The 17,131-nt window shown below is 62.9% G+C and carries 18 protein-coding genes and 1 tRNA gene; 13 read left to right on the forward strand and 6 right to left on the reverse strand.

The window, feature by feature from the left end:
* Positions 1-88 precede the first annotated feature (88 nt).
* Complete coding sequence (locus tag ACSQ3Q_RS17775; RefSeq protein ID WP_436135653.1) at positions 89-715, reverse strand: AAA family ATPase; 627 nt, start codon at positions 713-715, stop codon at positions 89-91.
* A complete protein-coding gene (locus tag ACSQ3Q_RS17780; protein WP_436135654.1) occupies positions 716-3,115 on the reverse strand; it encodes a UvrD-helicase domain-containing protein in 2,400 nt (799 codons plus the stop codon).
* A gap of 63 nt (positions 3,116-3,178) precedes the next feature.
* Between ACSQ3Q_RS17780 and ACSQ3Q_RS17785 the strand changes: the two genes are divergently transcribed.
* From ACSQ3Q_RS17785 to ACSQ3Q_RS17795, 3 genes are all read left to right on the forward strand, one after another.
* Positions 3,179-3,796 carry a hypothetical protein gene (locus ACSQ3Q_RS17785; RefSeq protein ID WP_436135655.1) on the forward strand — a complete coding sequence of 206 codons (618 nt, stop codon included), beginning with the start codon at positions 3,179-3,181 and terminating at the stop codon, positions 3,794-3,796.
* Between the two features lie 192 nt (positions 3,797-3,988).
* On the forward strand, positions 3,989-4,519 hold the full coding sequence (locus tag ACSQ3Q_RS17790; RefSeq protein WP_436135656.1) for a hypothetical protein: 531 nt from the start codon (positions 3,989-3,991) through the stop codon (positions 4,517-4,519).
* A gap of 215 nt (positions 4,520-4,734) precedes the next feature.
* The gene (locus ACSQ3Q_RS17795) at positions 4,735-5,712 is read left to right on the forward strand and encodes a GMP reductase (protein ID WP_436135657.1); all 978 of its coding nucleotides are present in this window, start codon (positions 4,735-4,737) and stop codon (positions 5,710-5,712) included.
* 34 nt (positions 5,713-5,746) lie between these two features.
* Here the strand turns inward: ACSQ3Q_RS17795 and ACSQ3Q_RS17800 are convergent, their stop codons facing one another.
* Positions 5,747-6,628: an alpha/beta hydrolase gene (locus ACSQ3Q_RS17800; RefSeq protein ID WP_436135658.1), complete on the reverse strand. Its 882-nt coding sequence runs from the start codon at positions 6,626-6,628 to the stop codon at positions 5,747-5,749.
* Between the two features lie 123 nt (positions 6,629-6,751).
* Between ACSQ3Q_RS17800 and ACSQ3Q_RS17805 the strand changes: the two genes are divergently transcribed.
* Both ACSQ3Q_RS17805 and ACSQ3Q_RS17810 read left to right on the forward strand, forming a co-directional pair.
* Positions 6,752-7,639, forward strand: coding sequence for an NAD(P)-dependent oxidoreductase (locus ACSQ3Q_RS17805; RefSeq protein ID WP_436135659.1), 888 nt, complete (start codon positions 6,752-6,754; stop codon positions 7,637-7,639).
* Between the two features lie 85 nt (positions 7,640-7,724).
* Positions 7,725-7,800 (forward strand) — tRNA-Lys (locus ACSQ3Q_RS17810).
* Positions 7,801-8,058: 258 nt separating this feature from the next.
* Here ACSQ3Q_RS17810 and ACSQ3Q_RS17815 read toward each other — a convergent pair.
* Positions 8,059-8,766 (reverse strand): SOS response-associated peptidase, encoded by a 708-nt coding sequence (locus ACSQ3Q_RS17815; RefSeq protein WP_436135660.1) that lies wholly within the window; start codon positions 8,764-8,766, stop codon positions 8,059-8,061.
* Positions 8,767-8,892: 126 nt separating this feature from the next.
* Between ACSQ3Q_RS17815 and ACSQ3Q_RS17820 the strand changes: the two genes are divergently transcribed.
* The 3 genes from ACSQ3Q_RS17820 to ACSQ3Q_RS17830 all read left to right on the forward strand — a co-directional run bounded on the left by ACSQ3Q_RS17820 (position 8,893) and on the right by ACSQ3Q_RS17830 (position 10,666).
* Complete coding sequence (locus ACSQ3Q_RS17820) at positions 8,893-9,207, forward strand: hypothetical protein (protein WP_436135661.1); 315 nt, start codon at positions 8,893-8,895, stop codon at positions 9,205-9,207.
* A 421-nt stretch (positions 9,208-9,628) separates the two neighbouring features.
* A complete protein-coding gene (locus tag ACSQ3Q_RS17825) occupies positions 9,629-10,084 on the forward strand; it encodes a hypothetical protein (RefSeq protein WP_436135662.1) in 456 nt (151 codons plus the stop codon).
* A 363-nt stretch (positions 10,085-10,447) separates the two neighbouring features.
* Positions 10,448-10,666, forward strand: coding sequence for a hypothetical protein (locus ACSQ3Q_RS17830; RefSeq protein ID WP_436135663.1), 219 nt, complete (start codon positions 10,448-10,450; stop codon positions 10,664-10,666).
* 2 nt (positions 10,667-10,668) lie between these two features.
* Here the strand turns inward: ACSQ3Q_RS17830 and ACSQ3Q_RS17835 are convergent, their stop codons facing one another.
* Complete coding sequence (locus ACSQ3Q_RS17835) at positions 10,669-11,700, reverse strand: phage portal protein (RefSeq protein ID WP_436137031.1); 1,032 nt, start codon at positions 11,698-11,700, stop codon at positions 10,669-10,671.
* A gap of 11 nt (positions 11,701-11,711) precedes the next feature.
* Positions 11,712-13,511, reverse strand: a complete 1,800-nt coding sequence (locus ACSQ3Q_RS17840) for a terminase large subunit domain-containing protein (RefSeq protein WP_436135664.1) — start codon at positions 13,509-13,511, stop codon at positions 11,712-11,714.
* A gap of 167 nt (positions 13,512-13,678) precedes the next feature.
* Between ACSQ3Q_RS17840 and ACSQ3Q_RS17845 the strand changes: the two genes are divergently transcribed.
* The 5 genes from ACSQ3Q_RS17845 to ACSQ3Q_RS17865 all read left to right on the forward strand — a co-directional run bounded on the left by ACSQ3Q_RS17845 (position 13,679) and on the right by ACSQ3Q_RS17865 (position 17,128).
* Positions 13,679-14,545 (forward strand): GPO family capsid scaffolding protein, encoded by an 867-nt coding sequence (locus tag ACSQ3Q_RS17845; protein ID WP_436135665.1) that lies wholly within the window; start codon positions 13,679-13,681, stop codon positions 14,543-14,545.
* Positions 14,546-14,605: 60 nt separating this feature from the next.
* On the forward strand, positions 14,606-15,616 hold the full coding sequence (locus ACSQ3Q_RS17850; protein ID WP_436135666.1) for a phage major capsid protein, P2 family: 1,011 nt from the start codon (positions 14,606-14,608) through the stop codon (positions 15,614-15,616).
* 10 nt (positions 15,617-15,626) lie between these two features.
* The gene (gene gpM / locus ACSQ3Q_RS17855) at positions 15,627-16,328 is read left to right on the forward strand and encodes a phage terminase small subunit (RefSeq protein WP_436135667.1); all 702 of its coding nucleotides are present in this window, start codon (positions 15,627-15,629) and stop codon (positions 16,326-16,328) included.
* Positions 16,329-16,439: 111 nt separating this feature from the next.
* The gene (locus ACSQ3Q_RS17860; protein WP_436135668.1) at positions 16,440-16,922 is read left to right on the forward strand and encodes a head completion/stabilization protein; all 483 of its coding nucleotides are present in this window, start codon (positions 16,440-16,442) and stop codon (positions 16,920-16,922) included.
* Entirely contained in the window at positions 16,922-17,128 is a 207-nt protein-coding gene (locus ACSQ3Q_RS17865) for a tail protein X (protein ID WP_436135669.1), read from the forward strand. The genes ACSQ3Q_RS17860 and ACSQ3Q_RS17865 overlap by 1 nt, the downstream gene beginning before the upstream one ends.
* Positions 17,129-17,131: the final 3 nt, after the last annotated feature.

Genomic DNA, 17,131 nt, shown 5'->3' on the forward strand with positions numbered 1-17,131 from the left:
TCCTCGGACCCGCCGCTCCACAAGGCAGCCACTCTGGTCCCCAGTTGATGGTTCGGCGTGTGCAAGTGAGACCCACCGGGCCTAAGGTTCACGCGCCTGCGGTCGGTGCTTTGAGTTTCCTGAGCTCAACCAGGATGCGCGCTGCCGCGTCATCGGCACTGCAATGCGCGGTGTCCACCACCAGGCGGTCGCCGGACACCCACGGCGCATAGTCGTGCCGGCGCACGGCGGCCCAGGTGGGTGGCAGGAGTCCGGGCACGTTGCTCACCTGCCGTCGCTCAACCCGCTTTTGATGCTCGGCCACATCCGAGCAGACCACCTCGACATCAAGCCACGGCACCTGCGCGGCAAGCGCCACGCCGTGCCAGGCTTTGCGCGTCACGGGCAGGGGGTTCACGCTGTCGGCCAGCACCGGCAGGCCCAGCGCAAGCTGGGTCTTCGCCACTGCATACGCCGCCATGTAGCCCGCTGCGCCCACATTGGGAACTCTGGGCCCATCGGGTCCATTGGCCGCATCGCATGCACTGCCTGCGTTGCCTGCAGTGCCTGCACCCTGACCCGCCAAAGCACCCGCATCCCGCAGCGCCTGCTCGATGGTGTCGATGCGCAGATACACCGCAGGCCACCGGGCCAGGAGTGCGCGGGCGATGGTGCTTTTGCCCACACCCGGCAGCCCGCCCAGCACCACCAGCATGGGGCCGGCGGGCGCGGTCACTCAGTCCACCACCGTGAGCTTGGCTACCGAAAGCGCCAGCCACTTGGTGCCGTGGCGCGGGAAGTTGACCTGTGCCCGCGCGTCGTCGCCCGTGCCTTCGATGGCCAGCACCTTGCCCTCGCCGAATTTGGTGTGGAACACGGCAATGCCTGCCCGCAGGCCGTGCGCCGGCGCCGCCTTCTGCACCGGCACCGGGGGGCTCGCAAAGGTATCGGATTTAAAGCCAAATTGGCTTCTAGCGCTTGATCCATAACCGCTACCAGCTCCTGAATTAGGAGCAAACGTGCCAAACCCCTGTTGCTTGGGCGTAATCCACTTGAGTGCGCCCTCAGGCAGTTCGTCGAAGAATCGGCTCTTGATGTTGTAGCGCGTCTGGCCGTGCAGCATGCGCGTCTGCGAGTGGCTCAGGTACAGGCGCTTGCGGGCGCGGGTGATGGCCACATACATCAGGCGGCGCTCTTCTTCCAGGCCGTCGCGTTCGTTGGCGGAGTTTTCGTGCGGGAACAGGCCCTCTTCCATGCCGCCGATGAACACGCCGTCGAACTCCAGGCCCTTGCTGGCGTGCACGGTCATCAGCTGCACGGCGTCCTGCCCGGCCTGGGCCTGGTTGTCGCCAGCCTCGAGTGCAGCGTGGGTGAGGAAGGCAGCCAGCGGCGAGAGCGTCTCGCCCGTGTCGGCGTCCACGATGCCAGGCACACCTTGCGGCAGCGACTCGTCGAGCACCGGCGCATTCGGGTCCAGGCCCTGGCTGACCGCGCTTTGCGTGAGCGGCGCGCCGTGCTCGTCCAGCGGCAGCGCTATGGCATCTCGGCCAAAGCCTTCCTGCGTCACAAAGCTCTCGGCTGCGTTGACGAGTTCTTCCAGGTTCTCGATGCGGTCGGCGCCTTCCTTTTCTGTGCGGTAGTGCTCCACCAGGCCAGACGATTCCAGCATCTGCTCGATAATGCCGCGCAGGTTCAGCCCCTGGGTCTGCTCGCGCAGCACATCCACCATGGCCACGAATGCGCCCAGGTTGGCGCCGGCCTTGCCGGGCACGGCGCTCACACCGTCGTGCAGCGAGCAGCCCGCGGCGCGAGCGGCGTCCTGCAGCACCTCGATGCTGCGCGCCCCGATGCCGCGCGGCGGGAAATTGACTACGCGCAGAAAGCTGGTGTCGTCGTGCGGGTTCTCCAAGAGGCGCAGGTAGGCCAGTGCGTGCTTGATTTCAGCGCGTTCAAAAAAGCGCAGGCCGCCGTACACGCGGTAGGGCACGCTGGCATTGAACAGCGCAGATTCGATCACGCGGCTTTGCGCATTGCTGCGGTAGAGCACGGCGATCTCCTTGCGCTCAAAGCCATCGTTGCGTACCAGCTGCTTGATTTCATCGACCATCCACTGCGCTTCGGCCAGGTCGGTGCTCGACTCGTACACGCGCACGGGCTCGCCGGGCCCCTGCTCGGTGCGCAGGTTCTTGCCCAGGCGGCGGCTGTTGTGGCTGATGAGCGCGTTGGCCGAATCCAGGATGTTGCTGTAGCTGCGGTAGTTCTGTTCGAGCTTGATCTGCTGCTGCACATCGAACTCGCGCACGAAATCGGCCATGTTGCCCACGCGCGCACCGCGAAACGCATAGATGCTCTGGTCGTCATCGCCCACCGCAATCACGCTGCCACGCGCCTCAAAGCGGCCGCCGATTTCATTGCCCGCCAGCTGCTTGAGCCAGGCGTATTGCAGCTTGTTGGTGTCCTGAAACTCGTCGACCAGGATGTGCGCAAAACGGCGCTGGTAGTGCTCGCGGATGGGCTCGTTGTCGCGCAGCAGCTCATAGCTGCGCAGCATCAGCTCGCCAAAGTCGACCACGCCTTCGCGCTGGCATTGCTCTTCGTACAGCTGGTAGACCTCGACCTTCTTGCGGCTGTCGCTGTCGTGGGTGGGCACGTCGCCGGGGCGCATGCCTTCTTCCTTGCAACCCGCGATGAAGTACGACAGCTGCTTGGGCGGAAACCGCTCCTCATCCACGTTGTGCTGCTTGCACAGCCGCTTGATGGCCGAGAGCTGGTCTTGGGTGTCGAGGATCTGAAACGCCTGCGGCAGCCCCGCGGCCTTGTGGTGCGCGCGCAGCAAGCGGTTGCACAGGCCGTGGAAGGTGCCGATCCACATGCCGCGCACATTGACCGGCAGCATGGCCGACAGGCGCGCCACCATTTCCTTGGCAGCCTTGTTGGTAAAGGTGACGGCCAGAATGCCGCCCGGCGTGGCGTAGCCGTTTTGCATGAGCCAGGCAATGCGCGTGGTGAGCACGCGGGTCTTGCCCGAGCCGGCGCCTGCCAGGATCAGCGCATGGCCCGCGGGCAGCGTGACGGCTGCGAGTTGCTCGTCATTGAGGTTCTGCAGCAGGGGAGGCTGCGGGTGTTGTGTGGACATATGCCATTGTAGAAAACAGCCCGACTATCATCCGGTCTCCATCCATCCCAGAAGGAGATCTACGTGAAGGTCAACGCTCGCAAACTTCGCGTGGCAGGAGTGGCAATGGTGCTGATCGGCCTTTACGGTTGCGGCGGTGGTGGCAATGAAGCGCCAACAGATACCTCGCCACCGACTCCGGTGCCGCTAAATCCGCCGCCGGCGCTGACATATAAGCCCGATGCGAAGGTTTGCGCTTGGATGATTGAGCACATCAAGCCCTTTGTGTGGCCTTCGCAAACATGGGGGCCGCGCACCTGGCAGCCGGCCCAAATCGAGACTGTGCAGACACCACTTCGTGACAACCAGGGACTGGTCCGATATCAAGTGACGAGCAGCCCCGTGGTGTTGCATGCCCACTATGCACCGCAAATTGAGGCGAAGGGGCTTGCCTATTCCAGCGGTGAGCTGTGGGCTCAGGAAGCCTCGTGCAAACACGGCATCGGCATTGACTCCCAACAATATTCGTCACTCAGCGCGTATTGGCTCGCATACATGCCGGATACCACCGCTGGGCGCGTGGCGCTTGAAGAGTACACAGCTGGCATCAAACAAATAGCCATGCCAGACCCTTGCAAGCCAGGGCCAGGGTTCCCGGAAGCCCCCGCACGGCCCCCCGGGTGCACAACTCCACCACAGTAGCTGCGAGCGACCATGCGTCTCCTGACTGCTCTTTTGCTTGCCACAACTTCGTTGGTGGGCCACACCCAATCTGTATGCTCCAGCGATGGTGATGCCAAGCCGGTTGCATTGTTCGAACGCTTCCTCAGCGCGGACTGCGAGGCCTGCTGGTCCGATCGCACCGTCCCGGCCCCATCTGCCACGAGTGGCACCGTGGTGCTCGACTGGATCGCGCCGGGTGCATTGGGTGACGACGCCCCGCTGTCGGCCGCTGCGACGCGCGACGCGCTCGACCGGCTCGATGCCCTGGGCCGCAAGCCACCCACCGCCACCGATGTGCACACCGCCGTGGTCGAGGCCGCTGGAGGCAACGCGGGGCTGCGCGTGGCGCACGGGATTCCGTTCAATGACTATGTGGGCGCGTCGATTCACTTCAATCCGGCGCGGCGGAATACGGGGAGCCGTGGCGCGGCGCTGGGTGACCTTCACTATTACCTGGTGCTGGTAGAGGCCGTGCCCGCGGGCACCGATGGCACCGCCAGCTCTCGAAATATTGTCAGAAACATGCTCCACGGCACGTGGAACAAGCGCAATACGCTATCAAAACAAGAGCATATGAAATGGATGGAGGCCCGGTCCATGCGCATCCCCGAAGGTGCCCAGTCCGAGCGCCTGCGCATGGTGGGCTGGGTAGAGGATGCCCAGGGCCGCACCATTGCCGCAGCGCAATCAACCTGCCGGTGATACCGGTCATACCGATGCGGTTATAGGGCCCCGGGGACAGGCGGGTAGAATCAATCACCGGGCCCAAGTTTCTTGACGCCCGGTTTTTTTGTGCCCGCGCACTGCGGGGATCGGAGCGGCCTCCTCGGCCCGCACCCACGGAACCGGTCTGAAAGCCAAGCGCCCGCCGCAGCCGAAATTGTTCGGTTGCGTCCTTTTATGGAGCTTGGAATCTCATGGAAATCTTCGACTACGACAACGTTCTCTTGCTTCCGCGCAAGTGCCGGGTGGAAAGCCGCTCGGAATGCGACGCCAGCGTGGAATTGGGCGGCCGCTCGTTCCGGTTGCCCGTCGTGCCCTCCAACATGAAGACGGTGGTGGACGAAAAGATCTGCACCTGGATGGCGCAGAACGGCTACTTCTATGTCATGCACCGGTTTGACCTGGACAACGTGCAGTTCGTCAAGGACATGCACGCACAAGGCTGCTACGCCTCGATCTCGCTGGGCGTGAAGCAGCCCGACTACGACACCGTGGACCAGCTGGTGGCCTTGGGCCTCACGCCCGAGTACATCACCATCGACATCGCCCACGGCCACGCAGACAGCGTGAAGAACATGATCGGCTACCTGAAGCAGCACCTGCCCAAGGCCTTTGTGATCGCCGGCAACGTGGCGACGCCGGAGGCCATCATCGACCTGGAGAACTGGGGTGCAGACGCGACCAAGGTGGGCGTGGGCCCGGGCAAGGTCTGCATCACCAAGCTCAAGACAGGCTTTGGCACGGGTGGCTGGCAGCTGTCGGCGCTCAAGTGGTGCGCGCGCGTGGCCACCAAGCCCATCATTGCCGACGGTGGTATCCGCAGCCACGGCGACATCGCCAAGAGCATTCGCTTTGGCGCAAGCATGGTGATGATCGGCTCGCTGTTCGCAGGGCACGAGGAGTCGCCCGGCCAGACGGTCGAGGTCGACGGCGCGCTGTTCAAGGAGTACTACGGCTCTGCCAGCGACTTCAACAAGGGCGAGTACAAGCATGTCGAAGGCAAGCGCATCCTGGAGCCCGTCAAGGGTCCATTGGCCGGCACGCTGGTCGAGATGGAGCAGGACGTGCAAAGCTCCATCAGCTACGCCGGTGGCAAGAAGCTGATGGACATCCGCAAGGTCAACTACGTGATCCTGGGCGGCGACAACGCGGGCGAGCACCTGTTGATGTAACTCGGCGCCGGTGGCCTGCTGCGCAGGCCCTGCATCACGATCGCAGCAGGTTTTGCGCCATGTGGTGCAGGTCGTGCCCCGGCTTGGCCAACGCGTCCACGATGCTGAAGTGGTGCAGGCCGGGCAAGCTCACGCTGCGGGGCACAAAGTGGCTGCCCCAGGCGTCTTGCATCAATTGGTTCTGCCGCAGGAACTCGGGGCTTTCATCCGCGCCCACGGCGCAATGCAGCGTGCCGGTGGCAGGCTCCAGCAGGCGTGCAGGGCTGTATTGCAACACCTGCTGTTCCGTCAGGTTCAGCGCGGCCTGGTACATGGGGGTGTACATGATCGGCTCCAGATCGTGGATGCCCGAAATCGACAGCGCATTGCGCACCAGCCCGTCGGGCAGGCCGTTGGCGATCAACGGCCACACGCTGGTCAACAGCATCGCGGCCAGATGGCCGCCTGCCGAATGCCCTGCCACGGTAATGCGCTTCGGGTCCCCTCCATGGCTGGCAATGTGGTGCGCCACCCAGGCCAGCGCCTTTTCCATCTGCCGAAGGATGTGGGGAATGGTGACCGGCGCCTCGGGCGTGCCGGGGCACAGCGCGTAGTTCACCACCACCACACAAAAGCCGGCCTGCGTGAACGGCGGGGCGATGAAGGAATGGTCGGACTTGTCGAGTGCGCGCCAGTAACCGCCGTGGATAAACACCAGCACCGGAACACCCTCAGGGGCGGTGCGCGCGGCCGGGAAAATATCCAGGCTTTCTCCCGCACCCGTGCCGTATGCCACGTCCAGCACGCAGGGTTGGCTGGCCCGCACCCGCGCTGAGTCTTCGGCCCAGCGCTGCAGGTAATCCATGTGGTCAGGAACCAGGGCGCGGTTGTTGTACATGCGCTCCAACCACGCGGGGTCATTGAGGGGCAGGCTCATGAAAAGTCTCCTTGGGGCAGCAGAATCATCTTGCCAATCGGGCGCTGCTGCAAGCTCGGTGACAGGCAGACACGGCAAAAAGGCACATGATGCACAGAGCGACAACCCTCGACAGATAACGCCATGACGACTTCCACACCGCTTCGTATCGCCGTCCTTGGCATCGGCATGATGGGCCGCCCCATGGCGCGCCGGCTGAGCGAAGCCGGCCATCAGGTTCACGCCTGGAACCGCACCCGCGCCAAGGCCGAGCCTTTGGCCTCAATCGGGATCACCGTGCACGACACGCCTGCAAGCGCTGTCCAGCAGGCCGACATCGTGGTCAGCCTGTTGGAGAACGGCCCGGTGGTGGGGCAGGTGCTGTTCGACTCGGGCACCGCAACCGCCATGCGCAAGGGCGCGCTGTTCATCGACATGGCCTCCATCCAGCCGCGCGAAGCGCGTGACCACGCAGCGCGCCTGGGGGAGATGGGCCTCACGCACCTGGACGCCCCCGTGTCAGGCGGTACCGTGGGCGCAGAGAACGGCACCTTGGCCATCCTGGTCGGGGGACGCCCTGAGGACTTTGCCCGCGCCCTGCCCGTGTTCTCGGCCCTGGGCCGCGCCACCCATGTCGGGCCGCACGGCGCCGGCCAGTTGACCAAGCTGGCCAATCAGATGATCGTGGGCATCACCATCGGCGCGGTGGCAGAGGCGTTGCTGTTTGCAGCCAAGGGAGGTGCCGACATGGCGAAGGTGCGCGAAGCCATCAGCGGCGGCTTCGCCGACAGCCGCATCCTGCAGCTGCATGGTCAGCGCATGGTGGAACGCGACTTCGCCCCGCGCGGCCGCATGGCCGTGCAACTCAAGGACATGCGCAATGCCCTGGCGACTGCGGGGGAGATCGGGTTTGATGCGCCTATCACCGAGCTTTTCGAGGCTTTGTATACGGAAGGCGTCGAGCACGGGCTGGGCGAGCTGGACCACAGCGGCCTGTTCGTGGAGCTGGCGAGCCGCAACGCAATGCAATAATTTTGAAGCCCTACTTGCAAGGCAGCAAAAAACTGGTGCATAATTCGAGGCTCTGCAGCGATGCAGTCAGAACATTAAAAGGTTTGGGTTCTTAGCTCAGTTGGTAGAGCAGCGGACTCTTAATCCGTAGGTCGAGTGTTCGAGTCACTCAGGACCCACCAAGCCAAGCCGCAAGGCTAAATAAGCCGCAGCTATCAAATCGATAGCGGCGGCTTTTTTCTTGCCTGCGTTATGAGACGTTTTATGTGACGCGTCTCATATCCAGTGCCCTTTTCATTTGAAGAGGGGTGTCTCATATCCAGTGTTTTGGCCGGTTCCCACCGGGGTGCGAATTCCAGGCAAGTTCATGACGAAACAGCATGAACTGAGCGCCGGTGTCCCTGCCGGTGATCTTGGCACCCAAGAGCAGGTCGATACCTTCAGAACAATGAGGGTTGGATGAGTGTGTAGCCGGCCTCGGGACCTGCGTCGAAAGCTTCAGCGGGCGATAGCCGAAGGAGCCCAAGCGCTTCGTCCACAGTGCCGGCCAGCCACGTATCCACGTCGCCTTGCTCAATGGGAATGACGCTGCGCTTGTCCTGCTGCTCGGGCGGCAGCGGACGTTTTGTTGCCTTGTCCATCTCAGGTTTATGCATCCGGCTCATCAGCTGGTGAGAGTTCGCGTGTTTGGTCAGCATGCTGTAGCTCTCGTGCTCGTCGCCCGTGCGCGGGTCTATCCACGTGCTCCAGATGCCAGCAAGGCCCCATAGGCCGCCATCTGCACGCTTAAACGCCCAAGGCACATGGTGGCCAGATTCCCAGTTTGGCTCGATGAACTCAAGCGCGGGAATGATGCAGCGCTGACTTTGCCGCCACGGCCCCTTAAAGCTGGCTTTGCGGGACAGTTCCTCGGACCGAGCATTGCTGGTGGAGTACCTGTGATCGGCTTTGTCAGAAAACGCTGGGATAAGGCCCCACCGGCCCGCCAGCATCTCTCTGCCGCTTGCCGCCCCTTTAGGACACCTGATGAACAGGCCACGGCCGCCGGGCAGCAGCACCTTGTTGAAGATGCGTCCATGGTTGCGTGCGTCAATCCGCCACTCGCGTTCAGCTGCGGATTCGTTGGGGGAGATGTACCGAGTACACATGCTTGCTCCTGCTGAGATAGCACGGATCGTAGGCCCTGCGCGGGCTAGCGCAAAGTGCAAAAAAGAGGGCTGCGAGGCCACTCAAACACTGTATATTTTCACAGTATTGAGACAGGAGGCCACCCCATGAACACCCTTGAAGTTACCTACTCCGTCGCATTGCGCGACTACCCCGAAGACCTGTTGGCGGCCGACAGGATCAAGATTGAAACCCGCTATGCCGTGGAACTCGAGCGAGTCATTGGCACCCCCGAAGAAGTGGCGGCCACGCTGGACACTCTGCAGCTGCTGCAGTCATCGCCCCCGGGTTCCTTTTCGCCGGATCAGCTCGCTGTCGTGCGGCGTTGGGGGGTCGCGAGTACGGCAGCACGTCGAGCGGCATTAAAGGATGTGGGTGATGCCGAAGGGTGCCGATTCGAGGTGGAACGCATTCCTTTTTGAGCCGGTGTACTGCATTGTTTACCGTCTCTACGACGGAAGGGGCGTCCGTCTCGCGCCTGATGTAGCACAGGCGAACGGAGTGCACGGCTGGCTGGTCTACCGGACCAACCACCCTAAGACAGGCATGCCGTATTGCCATGCGGATCTCCTCCCCCTTCCGGAGGCATCTGGGCCTTCCATGATGTTTCCCACACTCAGGCATGCAACGCTGCGAAGGTGTGAGGGGGGCATGAGATTTACCGGCCAGGAATGGAATGTAGACCAGCGCTATTTCAAGCAGGGTTGGTGGGCGGTACCGCTGCCTGGAGTTGATGGGGCAAGTAATTCCACTTCGGCCACCGCTTCCACGGGCCCTGTAAGCAATTGAAAAATCAAAGCGGGCTGACAACAGTTGTTACGCGCCTCATGGAAATTACCTCTCATGCAAAATATTCTGAAAGACGCACCGGGTCGCTATAACCCGAGCAGTTACCCTCGCCCGTCCGATCTGTCACCAAAATGGGCTGCGGGGGTAGTTACAAAAGTCCGTTCCGTGCGTGTAGCCGCTTTGGCTGGTGGAGTCATTTATGACGATCCTGAAATGGATTACGTCCTTCAAGACGCTGCGGGGGTTATCGAATTGACAGGGGGTCGCGAGGGCGCAGTTCGAACATGCCTAGTCATCGGTTTTTCGAACTCGCCAGCACTGCCGCCCCCCTCTTTTGCCTTAGACGAAGGGCGGGCGATTGGCACGCTGTCGCTGCCCGCTCAATTGCTCCCATCCTTTCTGCATATCGCTCAGCTCCCAAACGCTCACTTCCGCCTAGGCGGCGACGGCAGCGTTAACGGTCTCACTTCCGAGCCGACGATGTTTCAACAGGTTAGGCAAATGGAGTGAGGCAACTGACGAAATCCGGCAAATCCCGTCACTCGAAACTTGTCGAAAACCGGCCGCGAGCCCGCACCAAGCCTTGCGCTGCCTGGGGTCGGCAGGGTCGGCAGATTCAGCCTATCAAGAGGGCAGGCGCGGCGGGGTCTCGACTGCGCGCCAGGGCAGTTGACGGGTCGGCTTAAGGTGAGGCTGCGAGGGTCTGCGGGGCTGGCTTCGCCGCCCCTAGCCAGTGGCCTCGTGTTAGTTCGAAGGGATGGTAGGCAATGGCAGTCGTCTGCTTGACGCTCAGCGCCATGACTTGCAAACTTGTTTGCACTAGGTAATTTTGGACATGGCGAGGCTACTGCGTCATTCAGGGAGATACGGAAGATGCTGACCACCGAGTACCGACGACGGACGCCAGACGGCAAGGAAACCTATTGGATTAGGTTGCTCAAAGTCAGTGCCGATGAATGGCGCATCGCAGCAATCGAACTGTTAGACGGAAGCGAGATTGAACTTCCTGAGAGCTGCCCCTACCCTACGGAGGAGCACGCTTTGAGCGTTGCCGAGGGCGTGCTGGGGCGAGGCGGCAAGCTCCTAAACTGACCTTACCCGGCCTCTGCGTCGCCCACGCCCACCACGTAAGGGTCGAAACGCACCACTTCGTCGCCCAGCCAAGCATTCAGCTCGCTGAATCGAGCCTGCAACGGCACGATCTCATTGCGGGCGAAGACTTCGGCGGCCGGCCGCACTGCGCCAAAGCCACCGGTATTGCTGGGCACTACGCCCATGAGCTGGGGCGGGATGCGGTGGGCCGCCAGCAGGTCGTCGCGGCTCACGTTCTTGATGTTGAAAAACTCGTCCTTCGCGGCCACCTCGGACAGGGGTATCACCTGGATACCGTCCTTCTTGCCGTTGGGCGCATGCATGAACAGGTTTTTGAAGTTGCCCGGCCCCTTGCTCTTCTTGAGCGCATCGCGCAGCGCATCGACGTCGCCCTGCTGCTGGGCCGCATCCGACAGGTACAGGATGAAGCCGGCGTGCGAGCCGTTGTTGTAATACTTGCGCCGGAACAAGGTGGCCGACTCGTTGAGCCAGGCCGACTGCAGAGCGGCCAGGTACTCGGGCAGGCCGTACACCTCCTGGTTCACATCCGGCTCCATCAGGTGGAACACCGCCCCACGTTTAAATTCGTGCTCGGTCTTGTGGCCCTGCACGAAGAAGTAGCTATCCAGCTCAGAGCCGCGCCGCATGTACTTCGCCAGCGCGTGGCGCAGGGGCAAAGAGCCGCCCAGCCTGTTGCGAGGCCGCTCAAGATAGGCGTTGCCAAAGGTCAGAAAGTCCAGCGCATATTTGCTGAACGTCGCCCGGTCGAGCAGCTTGTGCGGCTTGAACGTGCTGGCCAGCACGTTGCGTTTCACATAGAGCGCGCTCGCATGGTGCGGGCTCGCGCGGAACGACTTGGCCAGGCCGTCCCAGCTCAGGGGTGGCTCGTACCACTTCCCATTGATCCAGCTCTCCACGTAGTCCAGCATCTCCCCCTGCATCACTGGCGCGGGCTCGCCGAAGGTGAAGGCCTCGATCTGCGAGCGCTCGCCCGCCCCTGGCGTGTTGGTGGCGGCCTTGTCGGCCAGGCTCATGCCAGCTGTCATCAGAAAATCTCCATGCTTGATTGATTGGTGCCGGTGGTGCCTTCCAAAGGCTCGTTATCCAGGGCGTGCATGCAGGCCCATGCCAAATCCGCGTGCCCTGTTTGTTCGGTGCGGCCGGCTGTGTAGGTGGCTTGGCTACCGCTAGCGGTCAAGGTCCGCTTAATGGACATGAACGCCTGCGCCAGGTCGATGCCCGTTGCGCCGTTGTCGAACTCCAGACGGCCTTTGCTGATGATGTTTTTGGCCTTGAGCACCAGCATGGTTTTCACCTCAACCGAATAGTTGATGGCCTTTGCCGCCGGGTAGAACTTGCTGACCAGCTCGTACACGCCGCGCCCCATACCGGTGGTGTCGATGCCGATGTGCGCCACGTTGTAGCGCTCCGTGATCTTCTTGATGGCCTCGGCCTGGGCCTCGAAATCGAGCCCACGGAACTGCAGCGTTTCGAGCACACGGAATTTGCCGCCGGGCGCGGCCGGGGGCGCCAGCACCACCAACCCGGCCGAGTCGCCGGACCGCGAAGGGTCATATCCGACCCACACCGGGCGAAAGCCAAAAGGCCGCATCGCCAGCTGGTGCACATCGCTCCACTCCACCCAGCTATCGACCATGCAGGCCTGCAGCTCAGTCAACGGAAAGATGCTGAACGTGTCGTCCATGAATCCGCACATCAGCAAATTGGCGAATTCCTCGGGGCTGTACTCGTGGCGCAGTTCCTCGATATCGAACAGGTTGCACCCGCCGTGCATGGCATCCAAGATCGTGACGATCTGGCGCCAAATCTTGTCCTCGCCCGTGAAGCCGCCGGCCAGGTGCGTGTGCGACAGATCCAACTTGATGCGCTCGGCCTTCGCGCGCTTGCGGTTGTAGCGGTCCCCGCTCCACAGCGCATAGGCCGGGTGTTGGATGCTGCTGGGCGTGGAGAAGTAGGTCTTGCGCCAGTGCTTGTGCATGGCCATGCCCGAGGCCACCTTGTTCAACTCGTCAAACTTGCGCGTCCAGAAGCACTCGTCAAAGTAGAAATTGCCGTGGTACCCCTGCGCCGTCAGCGCGTTGGTGCCGAGGAAATACAGCGTCGCGCCGTTGCTCAAAACGATGGGGTCACCCGACAGCTCCACACCGCACGCCTCTTTGGCAAAGGCGATGATGTACTGCTTGAAAATGTGCGCCTGGGCCTTGGATGCCGACAGGAAAATCTGATTGCGCCCAGTCTCCAGCGCATCGGCCAGTGCCTCCCGGGCGAAGTACCACGTTGCGCCGATCTGCCGCGACTTCAGGATGAAGCGCGTGCGCTCGTCGTGCGCAGCGCGCCAGACCTTCTGATATCCGAACAGAGAGCCGGCGAAACAGTCCAGCAGCTGCTGGTGCTCGTTCTCGTCGAAGTGGTTGCGCTCGGGCTGCTTCTTGGGCCTGTCGTTGCGCCGGTTGATCGCCGGGTTCAAGTCCGCTTCCTTGCCCGTTTTCTCGTACTTGTGCACGCGGGCCAGGCGCTCAATCTGGCGCCCGAGTAGGTCGATTTCCTTGAAATCGCCCCCGGTCTTGTTGTCCTTCATGACCAGCTGCGCCATGCGGGTTTCAATCACCGCTTCGACCCGCTCCACGGGTTGCGCCTTGTCCCAACCTTCGGCATCCTTCCACCCCTGCACGGTGGAGCGCGGTTCCTCGATATATGCCGCAATGGTCGTGACAGCCCACCCCTGCCAGAACAGGTGCCGCGCCGCACGGCGCTTATCGGCCGCCAGGCCGGGACCGGGCAGTGTGGAAAAGGGCAAGGCTTTGGCGATGGCGTCAGCAGGCATGGGGCCAAGTTTGGGCCGCCCACCTGTGAAAAAGCACACGCTCCCCAGCCCTACTGCATGTGCCTGAACGGCGCACATGCGGCATTCATTGATGGGTTCGCGCGACGGCGAGACGATGGCAGCTACTGCAAACCATCGCTCTCAACGCAACCGAGGAACCCAGCACCATGGCATCCAAAACCACCGCGGCCAGCACTGAAAAGCCGCTCAAATCGCGCTACTTCCGCGTGGCGACCGAAGGCGCCACCACAGACGGCCGCGCCATCACCCGCGACCAGATCAACCAGATGGCGAAGAACTTCGATCCCGCGAAGTACGGCGCCCGGGTGTGGGTGGAGCACATGCGCGGCTTGTATGCCGACAGCCCGTTTCGTGCCCATGGCGACGTGCTTGCAGTCGAGGCCCGCGACGTGGAAGACGGCAAGCGCGCACTGTTCGCGCAGATCAAGCCGCTGCCCGAGCTGGTGGCCATGAACAAGGCCGGCCAGAAGATTTACACCAGCATCGAGGTCCACCCCAAATTCGCCGACTCGGGCGAGGCCTACCTCACCGGACTGGGTGTGACCGACAGCCCGGCCAGCCTGGGCACCGAGGTGCTGACCTTCGCTGCGCAAAAGCCCGAGGCCAGCCCGTTCGCCAAGCGTAAGAGCGATGCCGGCGCGCTGTTCAGTGAAGCGGTGCACACCGAACTGGTTTTCGAGGAAGACGAAACGCCCGAGGCCGAACCCAAGGCGTCCAAGTTCTCCGCCGTGCTCGATGGCCTGGTGAAGCGCTTCACGGGCCGGGCGAAAGACGACGACACCCGCTTTGCCGAAGTGCTCAAGGGCTTTGAGGCCTTCGGCATCTACGCCGATGCGCAGGACAAGGCACACGACGACCTGAAAGCAGAGCACGACGCCCTGGCCAAGAACTACACCGAGCTGTCGGGCAAGCACGACGCCCTGGTGAAACGCCTTGAAGAAACCCCCGAGTCGGGATTCACCACGCGCCCACCAGCAAGCGGCGGTGACGGCGCAGCAAAGACCGACTGCTGATCCCCACTCGCTCCCAATCCACCCCAATAAATCCCCAATCCATCACCCAGGAACACCGACATGCACACCGTTACCCGCCAGGCCATCGCGGCCTACTGCGCCCAGATCGCCTCCATCAATTCCGTGGCCAGCGCCAATGAAAAATTCACGGTGGCGCCGACCGTGGCGCAGACCCTGGAAACCAAAATACAGGAGTCTTCTGACGTTCTCCAGCGCGTCAACATCGTCCCCGTCCGCGAGCAGCAGGGCGCGAAACTGGGCCTAGGCATCAGCGGCCCCTCTGCCAGTCGCACCAACACCAAGTTGAAGGACCGCGCGACCCGCGACCTGACAGCGCTGGACGGCACCCAATACCACTGCTTTCAAACGAATTTCGACACCCACCTGGAATACGCAAAGCTCGACATGTGGGCGAAGTTCAAGGACTTCCAAACCCGCGTGCGCGACTCCCTGGTGATCCGCCAGGCGCTCGACCGCATCATGATCGGCTTCAACGGTACGGCCGCGGCTGCTGAAACTGACATTGCCGCCAACCCCATGCTGCAGGACGTCAACAAAGGCTGGCTGCAGCAGCTGCGCGAGACGGCCCCCGAGCGCGTCATGGACGAAGGCGCCGTGGGCGCTGGCGCCATCAAGGTCGGCGACGCTGCCGGCGCGCACTACAAGAACCTCGACGCTCTGGTGTTTGACGCCATGACGCTGCTGGACCCTTGGTTCCAAGGCGACACCAGCCTGGTGGCAATGGTCGGCGGCGAGCTGCTGCATGACAAGTATTTCCCGCTGGTCAATGTCAAACAGGCGCCGTCTGAAACCCTGGCCTCTCAGGTGGTCATGGCTCAAAAGCGCATCGGCAACGTGCAGGCCGCGCAGGTGCCTTTCTTCCCGGGCAGCTCCATCCTCATCACCAGCTGGGACAACCTGTCCATCTACTGGCAGGAGGAAACCCGCCGTCGCCTGTTCACAGACAACGCCAAGCGCGACCGCTACGAGAACTACGAGAGCGTGAACGAAGCCTACGTGGTGGAAAACCTGGGCAAGGCCGTGCTGCTCGAAAACATCGAGTTGGTCTGAGCGGGTTCCCATGACATCCCCCGCGAAAGCCCACAAACTGCGCGTGCTGGCCGAGCTGTCGGCCAGGGCGGCGCCCCACGGCCACGAGGTCCGGGGCACCGCCTACGAGCTGATGCTGCGCCAGCTTGCTGAACACAAACGGCTGCTCAAGAGCATCCAGTCGGTGGAACGCAAGATCGAGGCAAAGCGCGAGTTGCTGGCCGTGTACGACGAATACCTGACCGGCGCGCTCGCTGGCGGCCAGGGCGGGCACGACATGGTGCTGGTCACGCTAATGGTGTGGCACATGGACACCGGCTCTTGGCTGCGAGCCCTGGAGCTGGCCGGCTATGTGATCGCCAACGGTCTGGCGATGCCCGCCGACTACTCGCGCACGCCAGCCGTCATCTTGATCGACACGGCCGCCACTGCGGCGCTGGACGGCAAGCTGTTCGGCGATGAGGCCGTGCGCGTGCTCGCAGAAGTCGCGCAGCTGACCGAAGCCCACGACGCACCCGACCAAGCCCGCGCCAAGCTGTTCAAGGCCATTGGTTATGCCCTGGTGGGCCGCACCCCAACGACAACACCTGACTACACAACGGTGGACGAAACCAAGGCCCGCGCGGCCATGGCGCAGTTCTCCCGCGCAAACGAACTGTTCGCGCAAGTCGGCGTGAAAAAAGACATGGAGCGCTTGGAGCGGCGTTTGAAGAACGCCGCGCCGACCTCCTGACCGAGCGTACCCCGCACCCTGGCGGCTCCGGGTGCCGCGACCCAAGGGCGCAAGCCCAGCGATCAACGCACCCGGACCACCGCCACCAAATTCCTACACCGAGGCCTGACTGTGAGTTTCGTTGCCACCGCCAAACCCCCTGTTGTCGGCGCAGAGCTGCCGGTGCAAAACCATCCGTGGTTTCCGGCTATCTCGCCCGAAGCCCTGCGCAAGGCCTGCCGCCTGGATGGCACTGTCACGCCCGACCGCCTGCGCCTCGCGCTGGTGGCGGCATTGCGCAGCGTGAACGGCGAGCTGCGCGCCTGGCGTGATGCGCACCAAGCCATGGGCTATGCATCGTTGTCGGCCGTGCCCGGTGATGAGCTGGACGGCTCTAGCGAGAACGAATCACGCTACCTGCACGCCGTCTATTCGCACGTGCAGGCAGACCTGGCGGAGGCTTACCGCGACATCAGCACCACGCCCTCCAGTGACGGCAAGGGCGACCGCATCAAGGAAAAAATCGAGAGCCGCGCAGACACGCACCGCCAGGCCATGCGCTGGGCCATCTCCGACATCCTGGGCATCGGCCGCACCACCGTGGAGCTGATCTGATGCCGCAGGCCATCGCGCGCGACCACGAAACGCTCGACCAAATCTGCCTGCGCACCCTCGGGACCACACGCGGCACCGTCGAAGCGGCGCTGTCCATGAACCCTGGCCTTGCAGCAAAAGGCGTTCACCTGGCCGCCGGTGATCTGGTTCAGCTTCCCGACGCCCCTGCCCCCACCACCCGACCAACCATCAACCTCTGGGACTGAGCC

It is taken from the genome of Acidovorax sp. LjRoot129 (assembly GCF_964253765.1).
GTDB lineage: Bacteria > Pseudomonadota > Gammaproteobacteria > Burkholderiales > Burkholderiaceae_C > Acidovorax.

What these genes read in the sequence shown, in the direction of transcription:
- ACSQ3Q_RS17780 (WP_436135654.1), bottom strand. Translation starts at nt 3,115, where the DNA reads ATGTCCACACAACACCCGCAGCCTCCCCTGCTGCAGAACCTCAATGAC.
- ACSQ3Q_RS17795 (WP_436135657.1), top strand. Translation starts at nt 4,735, where the DNA reads ATGGAAATCTTCGACTACGACAACGTTCTCTTGCTTCCGCGCAAGTGC.
- ACSQ3Q_RS17800 (WP_436135658.1), bottom strand. Translation starts at nt 6,628, where the DNA reads ATGAGCCTGCCCCTCAATGACCCCGCGTGGTTGGAGCGCATGTACAAC.
- ACSQ3Q_RS17805 (WP_436135659.1), top strand. Translation starts at nt 6,752, where the DNA reads ATGACGACTTCCACACCGCTTCGTATCGCCGTCCTTGGCATCGGCATG.
- ACSQ3Q_RS17815 (WP_436135660.1), bottom strand. Translation starts at nt 8,766, where the DNA reads ATGTGTACTCGGTACATCTCCCCCAACGAATCCGCAGCTGAACGCGAG.
- ACSQ3Q_RS17820 (WP_436135661.1), top strand. Translation starts at nt 8,893, where the DNA reads ATGAACACCCTTGAAGTTACCTACTCCGTCGCATTGCGCGACTACCCC.
- ACSQ3Q_RS17825 (WP_436135662.1), top strand. Translation starts at nt 9,629, where the DNA reads ATGCAAAATATTCTGAAAGACGCACCGGGTCGCTATAACCCGAGCAGT.
- ACSQ3Q_RS17830 (WP_436135663.1), top strand. Translation starts at nt 10,448, where the DNA reads ATGCTGACCACCGAGTACCGACGACGGACGCCAGACGGCAAGGAAACC.
- ACSQ3Q_RS17835 (WP_436137031.1), bottom strand. Translation starts at nt 11,700, where the DNA reads ATGAGCCTGGCCGACAAGGCCGCCACCAACACGCCAGGGGCGGGCGAG.
- ACSQ3Q_RS17840 (WP_436135664.1), bottom strand. Translation starts at nt 13,511, where the DNA reads ATGCCTGCTGACGCCATCGCCAAAGCCTTGCCCTTTTCCACACTGCCC.
- ACSQ3Q_RS17845 (WP_436135665.1), top strand. Translation starts at nt 13,679, where the DNA reads ATGGCATCCAAAACCACCGCGGCCAGCACTGAAAAGCCGCTCAAATCG.
- ACSQ3Q_RS17850 (WP_436135666.1), top strand. Translation starts at nt 14,606, where the DNA reads ATGCACACCGTTACCCGCCAGGCCATCGCGGCCTACTGCGCCCAGATC.
- gpM (WP_436135667.1), top strand. Translation starts at nt 15,627, where the DNA reads ATGACATCCCCCGCGAAAGCCCACAAACTGCGCGTGCTGGCCGAGCTG.
- ACSQ3Q_RS17865 (WP_436135669.1), top strand. Translation starts at nt 16,922, where the DNA reads ATGCCGCAGGCCATCGCGCGCGACCACGAAACGCTCGACCAAATCTGC.